The following is a 15,556-nucleotide window of genomic DNA, read 5'->3' on the forward strand; positions in this document are numbered from 1 at the left end:
GGTACGTATGAAAAAAATATTATTTTTAATGGGTTTATGTCTGGCTTTTAATGTCGAGGCCAGACAGGTGGGGAATAGTACAGCGGCCATTAAACAGAAAATTATTCAAGAATCTATTGAAAGCTATCCGGGTAATTGCCCATGTCCCTATAACACTGCCCGTAATGGTAATCGCTGCGGAAAACGTAGTGCTTATAACCGTGCAGGCGGATACACACCTTATTGTTACCCGGAAGATGTGAGTGACCGCAAGGTAAAAGAGTATAAGGAAAAGAATAAACTGGCCTAAAAGAAAGCCCTGTTCATCAGGGCTCCTTAATAGCGACTGTTAGAGGCCGTATCTTGATAAACGGAGAATATATTGCCGAATATCCAGAGGATAATCTTTTATTAATAATAGAAACTTATCTCGATCCCCTTGATATAAAGCTCGAGTTGCTTCTTCATAATTTGGCATATCGCCTGACATTGCTGACATAAAACGGTCGGTGGCCTGTTTGGCCAGCATGATATTACTTTCAGAGGCTGGATCATTCAGTTCCTTATCAATCAGCTTGCGAATTACCGCAGATGCACTGGCACTCTGCTGATCTAGCCAGTCCCAGTGTTTTTTCTGTAAGGTAATTTCACGAGAGATTACCCCCAGCTTAGGGCGGCCCACTTTCTTTTCCGGTTCAGGCTCACTATAGCGCTGCCGAATTTCTTGCTCAGAACCTGAAAGATCAAGATCGATTTGTCGACCGGTTTGATCGTTAAAAATCAGGATGTTATCGACAGTTTCGACTAGAGGTTTAAGCTTTAATGCGATGTCTGGAAGTTGATCTTGGGCGATCAGGGTATGACCTGAAAACGCCGTATAGGTATTGGGTCTGTTCATTTTATTTAAATGGTTTTATCCGGGTAAAAATAATATTACCAGGGTAAAAGTAATTGGGCAAGTCCATTAACCAATGAAATTTGACTTGACCCAATAAGCAGGGCATCTGGAAAGTCATCTAAAAAATAATGCAGATAGAATGCCATTTCTCATTTTTATCCTGCTTTAACAGCGCTTTTATGCGACAATACTGCTTTATTTATGTGTATAAGGCCTCCCATGATTGAGCAATCTCCTGAATCTTTAAGCGATATCGAAATTTTAGACATACTACAGTCTATGAAAAAAGATAAGCTGGATACGGAAGCAAACGAGATGATCCGTAGCGGGGGTAAAGCTGGGCGTCAGGAAGCACATAAGCAGGCCTTGGTTGCATTGAGTGCGAGTTTTGAAGAAAAGTTTGTGGAAGCGGTCACACTGGCATTGGGCTTAAATGCAGCACAAGCTAAAAAAATCCGTTATAAAAAAGACCGCATCCGTATTCTAAAAGCACGCGGGATTGATTATCTTGCGATTGATGGTACTGAAACGGCGCAGGTTCTGGCGCAGGTTGCACAGGCAATTCAACGTGAAGATGCGATTGTGACGCATGATTTACACAATATTTTTCCATTCTGGAAAGAGGGCTGGCCAATGGTTCAGTTTGATAATGCCTATAAGATTCTTGCAGAAGATATCACCATCCATTATCAGGCAGTGCTTGACCAGTTAATTGCCCTATATGGCGGAAATTAAGGTATATCTCTTGTCCTGAACAACGATTTACGAAAATAACAAGGATTGTTAATTTTATGAATTTACCACCGGATATTCCGCCAGAAGCATTACAGGTATTGAGGGCAGGACAACTGATTGATGCCATTAAAATTACACGGGAAAAAACCGGTTTGGGCCTGAAAGAATCCAAAGATTTAATTGATCAGTATTTACAGGATCATCCGCAGGAACAGGCTTTGATTCAGGAGCAGCTGGCGCAACGTAGTCGTGGCAGTGTTAAAATCCTGCTGATCATACTGGCCATACTGGCTGGCCTGATCTGGTTCCTGATGAAATAAAAAAGCCCCGTTATGGGGCTTTTCTTATCTAGCATACATTACTGTTCTGGCGCTGCTGACGGATCAGTCTCCAGGCTTGGAACAATTTGTGTTACCAGTAACTGGTCAATTTTATAATGGTCAATATCAACTACTTCAAATTTAAAACCGGCATATTCTACTGCATCGGCAGGGCGTGGAATCTTGCGTAGACGATACATGATAAACCCGGCAATGGTTTCATAATTCTCATTTTCAGGAAACTCTTCGATTTCCAGTACATGTTTGACGTCTTCAATGGGCGTACTGCCATCAATCAGCCAGGAATGATTGTCACGTTTAATGATTTGCTGTTCTTCATCCATTGGGGTTACCCAGTCGCCCATGACCGTAATCATGATGTCACTGAGGGTAATCACACCAACGACCAGCGCGTATTCATTGATAACAACTGCAAATTTCTCTTTGGTTGAACGGAAACGGTCAAGCAGTTCGGACAGGGTCAGTGTATCCGGGATAATCAGCACATTACGGATGGTTGATTCATTGAGCTGGGTAAAGGATTGATTGTTGAGTATACGAACCAGAATATCCTTGGCATCAACATAACCGATCACCTGATCGATATGTTCATTACAGACCAGAAATTTTGAATAGGGATATTCGGCCAGTTTTTGACGAATACTTTCTTCCGGTTCGGTCAGGGTAAAAAATACCACATTCTCACGGGTCGTCATACTTGAAGGAACGGTACGTTCTTCCAGCTCAAATACGTTTTCGATGAAATGATGTTCCTGTTTTTGCAATACGCCAGCCTGTGCGCCTGCATCCATGACAGCCGAAATATCATCAAAAGTGATATTGTCATCACGAGTGGTATTGACTTTGAACAGCCGGAACAACAGATTGGCAATGGCATTGATGCCCCAGGCCAAAGGTTTGCAGATCTTGATAAAAATCTGGATCGGTTCAATCACGCTAATCGCGATTTTTTCCGGTGCGATCATTGCCAGCCGTTTTGGCATGAGATCGGCAAACAAAATAAAGAGTGAAGTGACCAGGGTAAAGGAGAGGGCAAACCCGATTGTCTGTAACCAAGGGCCGTCGTAAAACCGAACAATCAGATCGACAAAAAATGGCCGAAATGCTGCTTCACCTAAAATACCACCCAAAATTGCGACTGCATTTAAACCAATCTGGGATGCAGCGAAGAAATCGGCGGATTGTTCTTGTAAATCTAAAACTTTCTGTGCCCGGGTTTCGCCAGATTCGGCCAAAATTTTTAATTTAACTTTTCTGGCGCCAGCGAGAGCAATTTCTGTGAGTGATAAAAAGCCTGCTGCAGAAATCAGCAGAACAATGACAATAATATTTTGAAAGAGACTCACACATCACCTGTGTTGCATATTATTATGAATATGTTGTAACACAAAAAAGAACCGAGGTAATCAAAACATTACCTCGCTATAACAGTTTTGCAGAGCAAACAAGCATATCCATTAGGAATTAAATATTATTATAGAGCAATATTTTTAGTATTGTGAAAATTGTGAGTTATTTAATAGAAATTCACGGTTCTCTTCTTCAATCATCTGTCTTGCCACAAACAGGATCAGCTGTCTTAACCAGCGATGCGCAGGATGATGATGCAATAAAGGGCACCAAGCCATTTTTAATTCAAATTCCGGAATATAAAAAGGCGGATCTTTTATAACCAGCTTTGGATTCTGGGTTTGCAGGCGTGCCATACGGGTAGGCAGGGTTGCAATCAGATCAACATTTTGGGCCAAAAGTGCAGGCATCTGGTAATGGCGGGTAAAGACAGAAATCTTACGGCGCTGACCAATACGTTCCAGTGCCTGATCAATCCAGCCGAGGCCGGCCTGTTTATCCGGATTTACCCCGAAACCGACGCCCATGCCTGTTTTTGACACCCAGATGTGCTGGGCATCGAGATAGCTTTTCAGGTTAAGATGGGTAACCGCAGGATGCTTGTCATTTAAAATACAGCTAAAGCTATCGCGCCACACCAGTACCTGATGGAAGCTTTGCGGTATTTCATTAAAGCGGTTAATGGCCAGATCAACCTTACCCTGTTCCATGTCCCGATAAGACACATCACTTGGTGTCAGAAAATCCAGTACTACATTGGGAGCTTCCGAGCGTAATGCCTTGACCAGTCGAGGCACCAAGGTTGCTTCGGCATAATCGGAAGTCATGATGCGAAACACACGGGTACTGGTATAAGGACGGAATTCGGTACGTGGCTCCAGAATCATGGAAAGATCTGAGAGCGCATCACGGATACGCGGTTGTAATTCTAGGGCACGCTCTGTTGGTGTCATGCCTTCAGAAGAGCGAATAAGTAGGGGATCATTAAACAGATTACGTAAACGACGTAAAATATTACTCATCGCGGGCTGGGTCACACCCAATTGTTCTGCTGCACGTGTGACATTTTTTTCACGAAGAAGTACGTCAAGGTAAATTAATAAATTAAGATCGACCCGCTCCAGATTCATAAAAAAAATACCGAAAATAAAATCCTTAAATTGTGTTGAATTATGACATAACTAAACCCTTTTGTGTAACTTAATCCTACATAAAAGCAACAGCGACGCGCGCCGGAGCACCGTTTGGGTTTGCCAGTGCGGGTGTGCCGGTTGCCTTAAAAATGTTTTCTATCCTTGGCCTGTTTCGGCAACAGAAATGCAAGCAAAAACTGTATTTTTTTAACTTTTTAAACGGTAAATTGAGGTGTTTTTTGAACTGTAGAGTCTAAAAAATAGGGCGAAAATAGGCTTGTTGAGTATGTTGTTGTATTTTGAAAGTTTAATAAAAACATGTGTTTAATATGTGTTTTTGGATTTTTTGAAAAATGCCTATACATATATTTTTTAAGAAAATACCGAAGATTAAGCCAGAATATTGGATAAATCGCTTGCCAAAGACTAAGCTTTGATTCATGTTGATGAGGCGCTTGAAATCTAGACTAAATACAATCAGGTTTTTAGCCCCCATTCGATGCCAATCCTCAAAGGAATATATCATGACTACATATCAAACAGCGATTGATGCAATCCGCGAATTAAAAGCAAAATTTGGCAACACTTGGGCAGATATTAGTCCTGAAGATGCTGCACGTATGCAAATGCAAAACCGTTTCAAAACCGGTTTGGACATCGCAAAATACACAGCTGCAATTATGCGTCGTGATATGGCTGAATACGATGCCGATTCTAGCAAATACACTCAATCATTAGGTTGCTGGCACGGTTTTATCGCACAACAAAAAATGATTGCGAATAAAAAATACTTTGGCACAACAAGCAAGCGCTATATCTATCTTTCTGGCTGGATGGTTGCTGCTCTTCGTTCAGAATTTGGTCCGTTACCTGACCAGTCAATGCACGAAAAAACGTCTGTTCCTGCTTTGATCGAAGAAATCTACACTTTCTTGCGTCAGGCAGATGCTAAAGAATTAAACGACTTATTCCGTGCACTCAAGAAAGCACAAGATGCTGGTGATACTGCTAAAGCAGCTGAAATCACTGCACAAATCGATAACTTTGAAACTCACGTTGTGCCAATTATTGCCGACATCGATGCTGGTTTCGGTAACGAAGAAGCAACTTACTTGCTTGCGAAGAAAATGATCGAAGCAGGTGCATGTGCACTTCAAATTGAAAACCAGGTGTCTGATGCGAAACAATGTGGTCACCAAGCTGGTAAAGTAACTGTTCCACATGAAGATTTCATCGCTAAAATCCATGCATTACGTTATGCATTCCTGGAAATGGGCCTTGAAGAAGGGATTATCGTTGCGCGTACTGACTCTGAAGGCGCTGACCTGACTCAAAAAATCCCAGTAGTTAAAGAGCCAGGCGACATCGCTTCTCAATACATCAGCTACCTTGATACAACTGAAATCGACATCGCTGATGCTGAAGAAGATGAAATCCTGATCAAGCGTGATGGTAAACTTCACCGTCCTAAGCGTTTAGCTTCTGGTTTATATCAGTTCCGTGCCGGTACTCAAATTGACCGCGTGGTACTTGACTGTGTAACAAGCTTGCAAAATGGTGCTGACCTTCTTTGGATCGAAACTGCGACTCCAAACGTAGAAGAAATCGCTCACATGGTAAACCGTGTACGTGAAACCATTCCTAATGCGAAGCTTGTTTATAACAACAGCCCGTCATTTAACTGGACTTTAAACTTCCGTCAACAAGCTTACGATCGTTGGGTTGCTGAAGGTAAAGATGTTTCTGCTTATGACCGCGCTAAATTAATGAGCGCTGAGTACGATGACAGTGAATTAGCTGCTGATGCTGACGCGAAGATCCGTACATTCCAGGCAGATGCTTCTCGTGAAGCAGGTGTGTTCCATCACTTGATCACACTTCCGACTTACCACACTGCAGCGCTTTCTACTCATGAGCTTGCACAAGGTTACTTCGGTTCTGAAGGCATGTTGGCTTATGTTGCTGGCGTACAACGTAAAGAAATCCGCGGTGGTATCGCTTGTGTTAAACACCAGGCAATGGCGGGTTCTGACATCGGTGATGATCACAAAGAAATCTTCTCTGGTGACAATGCGCTTAAAGCACATGATGACGCTAAAAACACAATGAACCAGTTCGCTGCTCACTAAGCATTGGATTGATTCAAAAAAACCCTGCACATGCAGGGTTTTTTATTGTCTTAAAACTTGCATGACCCAAAATCAATCTTTGGTTTAGTCTTGATGGAACGATGTATTTGGTCTGACGATGAACCGGCAACAGCCTTGTGTTTACAAGATGGATAGAAGAAGGGGTGGCTTGTTTGCCCAAGCAGTGATTCTAAAAAATGATGCGAAGCTATGTAGCCTGAAAAATACAGACATAAAAAAACTGCTCATCAAGAGCAGTTTTTTTATATTGAAGAAATAATCAGTTATTTCTCAACACCTGCTGGTTGACCTGCAAGTTTGGCGTTTGCATAGTCCCAGTTAACCAGGCTTTCAAGGAAAGTTGCGATGTATTTTGGACGTAAGTTACGGAAATCGATGTAGTAAGCGTGTTCCCAAACGTCAATCGTTAATACAGCAATTTGGCCATGAGCAAGTGGAGTATCTGCATTTGAAGTTTTGGTAATTGATAATTTACCGTTTACTTCGTCAGCAACTAACCAAGCCCAACCTGAACCGAATTGAGTTGTTGCAGCAGCAGTGAACTCTTCTGCAAATTTTTCGTAGCTACCAAAAGCTTCGTCAATTTTTGCTGCAATCGCACCTGTAGGTTTGCCACCACCGTTTGGCTTCATGCTGTTCCAGTAGAATGTATGGTTCCATACTTGAGCAGCATTGTTGAAGATACCTGCTTTAGATGCATCGCCAGCAGTCGCCTTGATGATTTCTTCTAAAGTTTTACCTTCAAGATCTGTACCTTTGATCAGGTTGTTTAAGTTAACAACATAAGTATTGTGGTGCTTGTCGTGATGGTATTCTAGAGTTTCACGAGTGATGTGAGGTGCTAAATCATCATAGCCATATGGAAGTGCAGGTAAAGTAATGGTTGTCATGTTTCATTCCTTGCAAATTTGCTGGGTTTTACATTAAGTGCTTTTATTGTAAATGATTCTGTATGCAATAGGGCAGTCTTTTAATACACAAAATATGCAAAAAACTTCTGTATGAGACATATACCATACACAATATGTGGTTAGAGCTTATCGTGATTTCAGTTAAGCTTTTCTATCGCTCTAACCATTTTTTTCATTTTGAAATAAAGTGGTGTTTACCTTAAAAATCAAACTTTTTTGTTTTTTATGGCAGCCTGATAACGGCAATTGACTTCATTCCAGTCCACCACATTATAAAATGCAGCGATATATTCAGGGCGACGGTTCTGATATTTCAGGTAATAGGCATGTTCCCACACATCCAGCCCCAAAACAGGAATATGACCCTGCATCAGAGGAGAGTCCTGGTTTGCACTACTTTCCACAATAAGTTGTTGCTCTGCTGTTACACTTAGCCAGGCCCAGCCACTCCCGAAACGGCTAAGTGCTGCTTTGGTAAAAGCTTCTTTAAATGCATCAAAACCACCGAGTTGCTGGTCAATGGCTGCCGCGATAGCGCCTGTCGGTTCACCGCCACCTTGTGGACTCATGATGGTCCAGAACAGGGAGTGATTGGCATGTCCACCTGCATTATTGATTACCGTATTTTTAAGCTCGGCAGGCACTTCATTTACCTTGGCAACCAGTTCTTCTACAGGAAGTTTTTGCCAGGCTGTGCCTTCAATCGCGGCATTAATGTTATTGATATAGGTCTGATGATGTTTACTATGATGGATTTCCATGGTCTGGGCATCAATATGTGGTTCAAGCGCATCGTAAGCATAAGGAAGAACAGGTAAAGAATAGGCCATCTGGGTTTTCCTTTTTTAAATAAGTGATTTTTTACAGGGAATGGATTTGCCATTATTATTTGAATAATTGATAATGAGAATCAATATCTTTATTGCTGATTTTTTTATGCTTGAAAATGGATAAAAAATAAATTTTATTTATAGATCATTGAGACGCCAACGGATAGCAAACTAGCTCTGCTATGGCGTTGATAGCGTGTATCTAAATACATGAAATAGAGAATAGATTGAACAGAAAATAGGGTGGGTGCTTGTTGGGATTACAGTTCATGCCTGTTAACCCCTGAATGAAAAGGTATTTCATCCAGAGGTAATGTCTCGGTTGCTTTAGATCGGATTGTTTAATTCAAAATATTCAGATTCAATGGCAAACTGTGTTGCAATTGCCTGTGCTAAACGTTGTACTCCATAACGTTCAGTGGCATGGTGGCCACAAGCGAAATAGTGTACGCCGAGTTCTTTGGCTTCATAAAAGGTACGTTCGCTGACTTCGCCAGAGATATAGGCATCGCAATTTGCTTGCGCTGCCTTGCTGATAAAGTCTTGTGCGCCGCCCGTACAGAAGCCAACTTTTCTGATGGCAGTTTTATCGCTTGGCAAATGAATTACATTAAAATCAAAGATCGCTTGTAACTTTGTTTTGAACTGCTCGGGACTAAGAGCATGGTCTAAATAGGCAATGTTGCCGATAGGGTGCTTTTCACCTGGATCTAATGCGTCCAGATCATGTAATCCCATCAAATCGGCAATGGCGACGTTATTGCCTAAAGTCGGATGCGCATCTAGTGGCAGGTGATAGGCAATCAGGGAGATATTATTCTGAATCAGTTTTTTGATGCGATTGCCACGCATACCGGTAATCGGATAGGGTTCGCCTTTCCAGAAATAGCCATGATGTACCAGTAATACATCGGCTTGTTGGGCAATCGCGGCATCAATGGCATCTTCTGATGCTGTTACGGCACATAAAATTTTATTGACCTCGGCTTTGCCTTCAATTTGTAAGCCGTTTGGTGCGTAGTCTTTAAACTCGTTTGCTTTTAAGGTCTGATTACACCAGTGCACAATATCATGCAAATTTGCCATGCGATTCCTCAAATCATTAATCACTTTTATAGGAGTCAATAAAAACATATTTTTAAATGTAACTAAAGCTAGACAAAACTTTTTTAACTTTTGCATTGATTTTAAGCAATTTACTTTACAATAGTGGAAACTTCCAGTTCTTCAATAAATTACGTACATCACATAATTTCGCCTAGAGGATAATAGACGTGCGCCGTGCATTTACATGGTTACCTTGGGTATTACTCATTCTTGTTATAGTTAGTTTTCTGGTTTGGCAGAAATCACATCAACCGAAACCGACAGTAGCGGCTGATGGCGTAAAAATGCCTGCCGAGAAGGTTGAACCACTCATTGATACTTCACGTGCCGGTGGGGTGGTGTCCTATAGTGCTGCGGTCAAGGTGGCTGCGCCAGCGGTGGTAAATATCTTTACCACACAGAAAGTCAAACAGATGAATCATCCACTGCTGAATGATCCTGTATTCCGTGAATTTTTTGGCAATCAGGTGCCACAACAGCCCCAAAATGAAAACAGTCTGGGTTCAGGGGTGATTGTGCGTGCAGATGGTTATATCCTGACCAATAATCATGTTATTGCCCAAGCTGAACATATTGTGGTAGCGCTGCATGATGGACGCCGTGCCGAAGCGAAAGTGATAGGGACAGATCCTGATACAGATTTGGCCGTAATCAAGATCGAGCTGGATAAATTACCGGTATTGCCGTTTAAATTGAGCGGTAATGAAGTCGGAGATGTTGTACTTGCGATTGGTAACCCGTTTGGTGTTGGCCAAACCGTAACACAAGGGATTATCTCGGCAACCGGCCGTTCTGATCTGGGGATCAATACCTATGAAGACTTTATTCAAACCGATGCTGCGATTAACCCGGGTAATTCTGGTGGAGCATTGATTGATGTAGCGGGAAATCTGATCGGCGTTAATACTGCGATCTTCTCTCAGTCTGGTGGTTCATTGGGCATCGGCTTTGCTATTCCTGCCAAGGTTTGTCAGCAGGTGCTTAATTCAATTTTGAAAGATGGTCGTGTCGTGCGTGGCTGGTTAGGCATTAGCTTAATTCCAAATAATCTGGATGAAGATGTACTGGCTGCTAAACCGGTGGGTGTTACTGTTGCCGATGTTTTGCGTGAAGGGCCAGCCGATACGGCAGGCATTAAACGTGGTGACAAGATCATTCAGGTCAACAATGAACAGATTTCGTCTGCATCACACTTGATTAATTATGTTGCCTTGCAAGCGCCTGATAGCCTGATTGATGTGGTGATTGAGCGAGAAGGCAAGCAACAAACGGTACAGGTAAAAGTGGGAGAGCGTAAAGTGCAGCAAAATGCACAATCGCAATATATCCCGTTGCCGAAACGCCAGTAATAACCACTCAGTATTAACGGGCCAGGGGTTGTGAACATTGGCCCTTATGATTGCCAGTTATAAAAAAGCTTGTTGATTTGGATATCAACAAGCTTTTGGCATTTTACAGACTTTTTTATTTTTCATTTCATCATGTAAATTTTATACTTTGATGACAATTTATTGATCATTAGATGACAAATGTAAAAGATTGAAATACAGGTTAATGGGCGCAGAAAGCCTGATTAAAGTATTCAAATAAATCTGGGGTATGAAACCAGATCAAGATGGATGCACTGATTAAGCAGAAGATCAGTCCAAATAGCAGGATTTTAAGTTTTCGTTCAATATTAGTCATGAATCATGGCCTCTTCATTGACGAACAGATGAATGACGACACCAAAAGCACTTAAAAGCAAACAGGCAAGCCAGATCATATTATAGTTGCCAGCCATGTCATGATTGACACCGCCTAGCCAGCCTCCGAAAAATGACCCGATTTGATGGGTGAAAAATACAATACCGCTGAGCGTGGATAAATATTTTACCCCAAACATGTTGGCAACAATTCCATTGGTCAGTGGCACGGTAGACAGCCACAGTAAGCCCATAATGATACCGAAACTATATACTGTAAAGGTGCTAAGTGGTAAGCATAGAAAGGCAATGATTGCGACACCGCGTAATCCGTACAGTAACATCAGCAGTTTTGGTTTTGAGTAACGATCGCCTAACCAGCCTGCACCATAGGTTCCTACAATATTGAATAAACCAACCAGAGCTAAAAACACTGTACCCGTGGTAGAGTCAAAGCCATGATCGATCAAATAGCCGGGTAGATGCACACCTAAAAATACCACCTGAAAGCCGCAGACCAGAAAACCTAAGGATAACCACCAGAACGGTTTGTGATGGCCAGCAATTTTTAACACCTGTTTAAAACCAAGGCTAGGCTGACTCAATGTCTTGGGTGCTGTAGAGGTAGGAGATTTTAATAGCCAGGCCAAAGGAACAATGAAAGCTATGGCAAATGCACTGACCAGTAGTGCTGCTGGCCAGCCCATAGTTTTGAGTAACAGCAGGGTCGATGGCAGCATGATAAATTGACCGAATGAGCCAGCCGCACTGGCAATCCCCATCACCATGCTGCGTTTTTCTGGAGGCGCTGCACGGCCAACAGCCGAAAGCAGCACGGTAAATGAGGTTGCCGATAGAGCCAGTCCTATTACTAGGCCCAGGCTAAGATTCAGCAGTAGCCCTGTAGAGCTGAATGCCATCATCACCAGGCCAATCGCGTAGAGCAGTCCGCCTGCTGCGACGACTTTTTTGGTGCCATATTTATCGGCAATAGCGCCTGTAAAGGGTTGTGCTGCACCCCAGATCAGGTTTTGCATGGCAATGGCAAAACTAAAAATATGATGACCCCAGCCAAACGTTTCACTCATCGGGACAAGATACAATCCGAAGCCATGACGTACGCCTAGAGAAAGTGCAAGGATGAGCGCACTTCCTATCAGCATATAGATCAACTGTTTTGAGAATTGTGGCTTTGACATTGTTGTTATGATCAAGGAATAAGTGAAAAGTATTTTAAAATACTTCTGTCTATATTTCGATTCTAAAAAATAATTATCCTTTTATAAGTTTAAATACTATTTATGCTTTAAAAAATATTAAAAACAAAAAAAGCAGCGAAGGCTGCTTTTTTGAGAGAATTAGCTTAGAAACGATAGCCGACACCGACATAGGTAATTAATGGATCAATATCAATTTTGGTATTGGCACGAATCAGTTCTTTGCCGGTATTGCGGTCAGTCACATAAATTTTTGCTTCATTATTCATTTTTGAATAAGACACAGAACCTACAGCAAACCAGTTCGGATTAAAGTCATAAGTTGCGCCTACTGTCATGATCGGCGCAAAGGTATCGGTTGCTTTGAGTTTTACGACTGGATCGGCTGAAGAAGTTTTTCCATCTAAAGCTGCACCAGCTTTACCATCATGAATATTCTGGATCATGTGGCCTGCTTTAATTAAATCAGACTCGATTCCTGAGTTGATTTTTAAATCGTTGAAGTAAGCATACATGACACCCGCACCGACATAGGGACGGAATTTATTGACGCCTGATTTGCCGAATTGATAGTGTAATTCTACAGCAGGTAACCAGGCACGTGCTGTAGCCGCTTTATCGCCTTGGGTTAGATCTGTGATAAAGATATCTTGCTTTAAGCCAATTGAGCCTAACGTAGTATCCGCTTTACCCGTAAGAGGGGCGTAGATATTACCTTTGCCTTTAATGTTAACTTTTGGAGGAATACCTGCTTTAATTTCTAAGGAAACATTATCGGTAAAATGATAGTTGGCCATAATACCGACAGTATCAACATCATCTGCTTCCAGACCAGTTCCCTCACTTTTCCAGTTTGAAAGACCATTTACTGTTGCGGTACCAGTTAATAGCCCCGGTAAAGTCTTTGCTGGCAGAAGTTTCAATGCATCATATAACAGGGGATTTGAATCGCGATCTGCGGCATCAAGCACAGCCTGCTTAGACACATCTCCAACTTTTGATTCAGTACCTTCGGCAACACTGGTATTGATATTGACCGGATTGGCAGAACCTTGCGGCATGGCATGAAGCCAGCCAGCAGAAACCGAAAAGCGTTTAAATCCATCACCATCTTTAAAACTAAAATAAGGCGAGTTTGCAAAAGTAATTGTTGGAAAGGTACATAAACCTGTAAGCAGGCAAGCAAATGACTTCTTCATCATCTTGGGACTCCATGTCCTAACGTTTGTAAGGCTTTTTCTTGCGCCCACCATAACTCTTTTTTTTAAAAAAATTGTTTAGTTAAAATTTATAATTGTTATGCTTATGCAAAAAAATGTTTGATTTAGATAAATTGATGAAGGAATTATGAAGAGATAAAAAAAGCCACCGAAGTGACTTTTTTATAAAAAATTAAAGAAAATAAATTACATAAAACGAGACAGGTCTTCTTCAGGACGCGCGGTCAAGACTTCGATGCCGGTTTCGGTTACCAAAATCGTATGTTCATATTGGGCCGACAATTTGTGATCTTTTGTGACAACGGTCCACTTATCACCTAAAAGCTTGGTTTGCCATACGCCTGCGTTGACCATGGGTTCAATGGTAAAAGTCATGCCTGCTTCCAGACGCATACCTGTACCTTTTTGGCCGTAGTGCAACACTTGCGGTTCGTCATGGAAGACATTGCCGATTCCGTGACCGCAATATTCACGTACGACACTGAAACGCTCAGATTCCACATATTGTTGAATGGCATAACCAACGTCACCTAAGTATGAACCATCTTTAACAGTTGCCATACCGCGATACATGGCTTCCTGAGCCACTGCGCACAGGCGGTTTGCAAGGATAGAGGTTTCACCGCCAACGATATACATCATGTTGGTATCGCCGTGATAGCCATCTTTAATGACTGTGACATCGATATTGAGAATGTCACCATTCTTCAAGATTTTATTTTCAGAAGGGATACCATGGCAGACCACATGGTTAACAGAAGTACAGATAGAATGCTGGAAGGCTGGGCGTCCAGGTGCAGCGCCATATCCTACGCATGCTGGAATTGCGTGCTGAACATTCTCAATATGATTGCGACAGATTGTATCGAGTTCCAAGGTACTCACACCGGCTTTGATATGCGGCTTAATCATGTCTAGAACTTCAGCCGCCAACTTCCCAGCAACACGCATCTTTTCAATTTCTTCAGGTGTTTTGATTAATCGACGAGGGGCTGTATAAGTTGTATTCATGATCTCTAAAAACTTTTGGTAATTTGCAAGCGTCTATGGTATAAATAGCCGCCTATTTTATCAAATGCTTTTCGTGAATATATTTTACGAAGTTATCTGATAACAATAGTCGTAAAAAATCCGCACATATATCGACACATTACTCTGGGTGCCTAGCAATAGGTGGAGAATGCGGATATATGGAGGCCTAACCCAAACTTTAAGGTAAAGAAAATGGCAGATTACAACGTAAGCATGCGCGACCTTCTTCAAGCAGGCGCACACTTTGGTCACCAAACTCGTTTCTGGAACCCAAAAATGCGTCAATACATTTTTGGTGCGCGTAACAAAATTCACATCATCAACCTTGAGCACACTGTTCCTGCGTTAAATGATGCTTTGAACTTCGTTAACAACCTGGCGAGCAAAAAGAACAAAGTATTGTTCGTTGGTACAAAACGAGCTGCTTCTAACATCATCCGTGAACAAGCTCAACGCGCTGGTCAACCATACGTAGATCACCGTTGGTTAGGTGGTATGTTGACGAACTGGAAAACTCTTCGCCAATCTATCAACCGTTTAAAAGATCTTCAAACTCAATCTCAAGACGGTACTTTTGCCAAGCTGACTAAACGTGAAGCTTTAGAGCGTACCCGTGAGATGGAAAAACTTGAACGTGCTTTAGGCGGCGTTAAAAACATGGGTGGTTTACCTGACGCATTATTTGTAATCGACGTTGATCACGAAGCGATTGCAATCAAAGAAGCGAAAAACTTAGGTATTCCTGTAATCGGTATCGTTGATACAAACTCTAACCCAGACAACGTTGATTACGTTATTCCGGGTAACGACGATGCGATCCGTGCAGTAACTTTATATGCTTCTGCTATGGCTGATGCGATTCTTGCTGGTAAAGAATATGCTCAATCACAAGCAAATGCACAAGCGAAAGGCGACGACGCTGCTAAAGACGCTTCTGAGGCTTAATGCGTTTTGACGCAAGCTTGTCA

General features: G+C 42.1%; 16 protein-coding genes. 6 read left to right on the forward strand and 10 right to left on the reverse strand.

Translation table 11 applies throughout. The features are described from left to right. Window positions 1-7: 7 nt before the first annotated feature. Window positions 8-289: a hypothetical protein gene (locus tag OC23_RS01890; RefSeq protein ID WP_038342349.1), complete on the forward strand. Its 282-nt coding sequence runs from the start codon at window positions 8-10 to the stop codon at window positions 287-289. A gap of 39 nt (window positions 290-328) precedes the next feature. Here the strand turns inward: OC23_RS01890 and OC23_RS01895 are convergent, their stop codons facing one another. Beyond that, window positions 329-877 (reverse strand): DUF2239 family protein, encoded by a 549-nt coding sequence (locus OC23_RS01895; RefSeq protein WP_038342352.1) that lies wholly within the window; start codon window positions 875-877, stop codon window positions 329-331. A gap of 219 nt (window positions 878-1,096) precedes the next feature. On the opposite strand from OC23_RS01895, the gene OC23_RS01900 reads away from it, so the two are divergent. Together OC23_RS01900 and OC23_RS01905 are read left to right on the forward strand one after the other, a co-directional pair. Next, window positions 1,097-1,612 carry a hypothetical protein gene (locus OC23_RS01900; RefSeq protein ID WP_038342353.1) on the forward strand — a complete coding sequence of 172 codons (516 nt, stop codon included), beginning with the start codon at window positions 1,097-1,099 and terminating at the stop codon, window positions 1,610-1,612. A 56-nt stretch (window positions 1,613-1,668) separates the two neighbouring features. After that, entirely contained in the window at window positions 1,669-1,932 is a 264-nt protein-coding gene (locus OC23_RS01905) for a 50S ribosomal protein L7/L12 (RefSeq protein ID WP_038342355.1), read from the forward strand. Between the two features lie 38 nt (window positions 1,933-1,970). Here OC23_RS01905 and OC23_RS01910 read toward each other — a convergent pair whose 3' ends face one another. Beyond that, on the reverse strand, window positions 1,971-3,299 hold the full coding sequence (locus OC23_RS01910) for a hemolysin family protein (protein WP_038342356.1): 1,329 nt from the start codon (window positions 3,297-3,299) through the stop codon (window positions 1,971-1,973). A 144-nt stretch (window positions 3,300-3,443) separates the two neighbouring features. Further along, the gene (locus OC23_RS01915; RefSeq protein WP_004773639.1) at window positions 3,444-4,433 is read right to left on the reverse strand and encodes a LysR family transcriptional regulator; all 990 of its coding nucleotides are present in this window, start codon (window positions 4,431-4,433) and stop codon (window positions 3,444-3,446) included. 527 nt (window positions 4,434-4,960) lie between these two features. Between OC23_RS01915 and OC23_RS01925 the strand changes: the two genes are divergently transcribed. Continuing rightward, entirely contained in the window at window positions 4,961-6,565 is a 1,605-nt protein-coding gene (locus tag OC23_RS01925) for an isocitrate lyase (protein ID WP_038342361.1), read from the forward strand. A 284-nt stretch (window positions 6,566-6,849) separates the two neighbouring features. On the opposite strand, the gene OC23_RS01930 is transcribed toward OC23_RS01925, so the two are convergent. The 3 genes from OC23_RS01930 to OC23_RS01940 all read right to left on the reverse strand — a co-directional run bounded on the left by OC23_RS01930 (window position 6,850) and on the right by OC23_RS01940 (window position 9,413). Beyond that, the gene (locus OC23_RS01930) at window positions 6,850-7,476 is read right to left on the reverse strand and encodes a superoxide dismutase (RefSeq protein WP_038342362.1); all 627 of its coding nucleotides are present in this window, start codon (window positions 7,474-7,476) and stop codon (window positions 6,850-6,852) included. 227 nt (window positions 7,477-7,703) lie between these two features. Further along, window positions 7,704-8,327: a superoxide dismutase gene (locus OC23_RS01935; RefSeq protein WP_038342364.1), complete on the reverse strand. Its 624-nt coding sequence runs from the start codon at window positions 8,325-8,327 to the stop codon at window positions 7,704-7,706. A gap of 327 nt (window positions 8,328-8,654) precedes the next feature. After that, window positions 8,655-9,413: a Nif3-like dinuclear metal center hexameric protein gene (locus OC23_RS01940; protein WP_038342365.1), complete on the reverse strand. Its 759-nt coding sequence runs from the start codon at window positions 9,411-9,413 to the stop codon at window positions 8,655-8,657. 188 nt (window positions 9,414-9,601) lie between these two features. Between OC23_RS01940 and OC23_RS01945 the strand changes: the two genes are divergently transcribed. Next, entirely contained in the window at window positions 9,602-10,783 is a 1,182-nt protein-coding gene (locus OC23_RS01945) for a trypsin-like peptidase domain-containing protein (RefSeq protein WP_038342366.1), read from the forward strand. 202 nt (window positions 10,784-10,985) lie between these two features. Here OC23_RS01945 and OC23_RS19565 read toward each other — a convergent pair whose 3' ends face one another. The 4 genes from OC23_RS19565 to map form a co-directional block, all read right to left on the reverse strand. After that, window positions 10,986-11,120, reverse strand: a complete 135-nt coding sequence (locus OC23_RS19565; RefSeq protein WP_264673645.1) for a hypothetical protein — start codon at window positions 11,118-11,120, stop codon at window positions 10,986-10,988. Beyond that, window positions 11,113-12,318, reverse strand: a complete 1,206-nt coding sequence (locus tag OC23_RS01950; RefSeq protein ID WP_038342368.1) for an MFS transporter — start codon at window positions 12,316-12,318, stop codon at window positions 11,113-11,115. Before OC23_RS01950 ends, OC23_RS19565 begins: the two co-directional genes overlap by 8 nt. 164 nt (window positions 12,319-12,482) lie before the next feature. Then, a complete protein-coding gene (locus OC23_RS01955; protein WP_171194720.1) occupies window positions 12,483-13,538 on the reverse strand; it encodes an OmpW/AlkL family protein in 1,056 nt (351 codons plus the stop codon). Between the two features lie 204 nt (window positions 13,539-13,742). After that, window positions 13,743-14,567 (reverse strand): type I methionyl aminopeptidase, encoded by an 825-nt coding sequence (gene map / locus OC23_RS01960; protein ID WP_038342369.1) that lies wholly within the window; start codon window positions 14,565-14,567, stop codon window positions 13,743-13,745. A gap of 213 nt (window positions 14,568-14,780) precedes the next feature. Here map and rpsB point away from each other — a divergent pair, with 213 nt between their 5' ends. Then, window positions 14,781-15,533, forward strand: coding sequence for a 30S ribosomal protein S2 (gene rpsB / locus OC23_RS01965; RefSeq protein WP_004652723.1), 753 nt, complete (start codon window positions 14,781-14,783; stop codon window positions 15,531-15,533). Window positions 15,534-15,556: the final 23 nt, after the last annotated feature.

Origin of the sequence: Acinetobacter sp. A47 (assembly GCF_000805455.1) — a bacterium.
Taxonomy (GTDB): Bacteria; Pseudomonadota; Gammaproteobacteria; order Pseudomonadales; family Moraxellaceae; genus Acinetobacter.

What these genes read in the sequence shown, in the direction of transcription:
- OC23_RS01890 (WP_038342349.1), top strand. Translation starts at nt 8, where the DNA reads ATGAAAAAAATATTATTTTTAATGGGTTTATGTCTGGCTTTTAATGTC.
- OC23_RS01895 (WP_038342352.1), bottom strand. Translation starts at nt 877, where the DNA reads ATGAACAGACCCAATACCTATACGGCGTTTTCAGGTCATACCCTGATC.
- OC23_RS01900 (WP_038342353.1), top strand. Translation starts at nt 1,097, where the DNA reads ATGATTGAGCAATCTCCTGAATCTTTAAGCGATATCGAAATTTTAGAC.
- OC23_RS01905 (WP_038342355.1), top strand. Translation starts at nt 1,669, where the DNA reads ATGAATTTACCACCGGATATTCCGCCAGAAGCATTACAGGTATTGAGG.
- OC23_RS01915 (WP_004773639.1), bottom strand. Translation starts at nt 4,433, where the DNA reads ATGAATCTGGAGCGGGTCGATCTTAATTTATTAATTTACCTTGACGTA.
- OC23_RS01925 (WP_038342361.1), top strand. Translation starts at nt 4,961, where the DNA reads ATGACTACATATCAAACAGCGATTGATGCAATCCGCGAATTAAAAGCA.
- OC23_RS01930 (WP_038342362.1), bottom strand. Translation starts at nt 7,476, where the DNA reads ATGACAACCATTACTTTACCTGCACTTCCATATGGCTATGATGATTTA.
- OC23_RS01935 (WP_038342364.1), bottom strand. Translation starts at nt 8,327, where the DNA reads ATGGCCTATTCTTTACCTGTTCTTCCTTATGCTTACGATGCGCTTGAA.
- OC23_RS01940 (WP_038342365.1), bottom strand. Translation starts at nt 9,413, where the DNA reads ATGGCAAATTTGCATGATATTGTGCACTGGTGTAATCAGACCTTAAAA.
- OC23_RS19565 (WP_264673645.1), bottom strand. Translation starts at nt 11,120, where the DNA reads ATGACTAATATTGAACGAAAACTTAAAATCCTGCTATTTGGACTGATC.
- OC23_RS01950 (WP_038342368.1), bottom strand. Translation starts at nt 12,318, where the DNA reads ATGTCAAAGCCACAATTCTCAAAACAGTTGATCTATATGCTGATAGGA.
- OC23_RS01955 (WP_171194720.1), bottom strand. Translation starts at nt 13,538, where the DNA reads ATGATGAAGAAGTCATTTGCTTGCCTGCTTACAGGTTTATGTACCTTT.
- map (WP_038342369.1), bottom strand. Translation starts at nt 14,567, where the DNA reads ATGAATACAACTTATACAGCCCCTCGTCGATTAATCAAAACACCTGAA.
- rpsB (WP_004652723.1), top strand. Translation starts at nt 14,781, where the DNA reads ATGGCAGATTACAACGTAAGCATGCGCGACCTTCTTCAAGCAGGCGCA.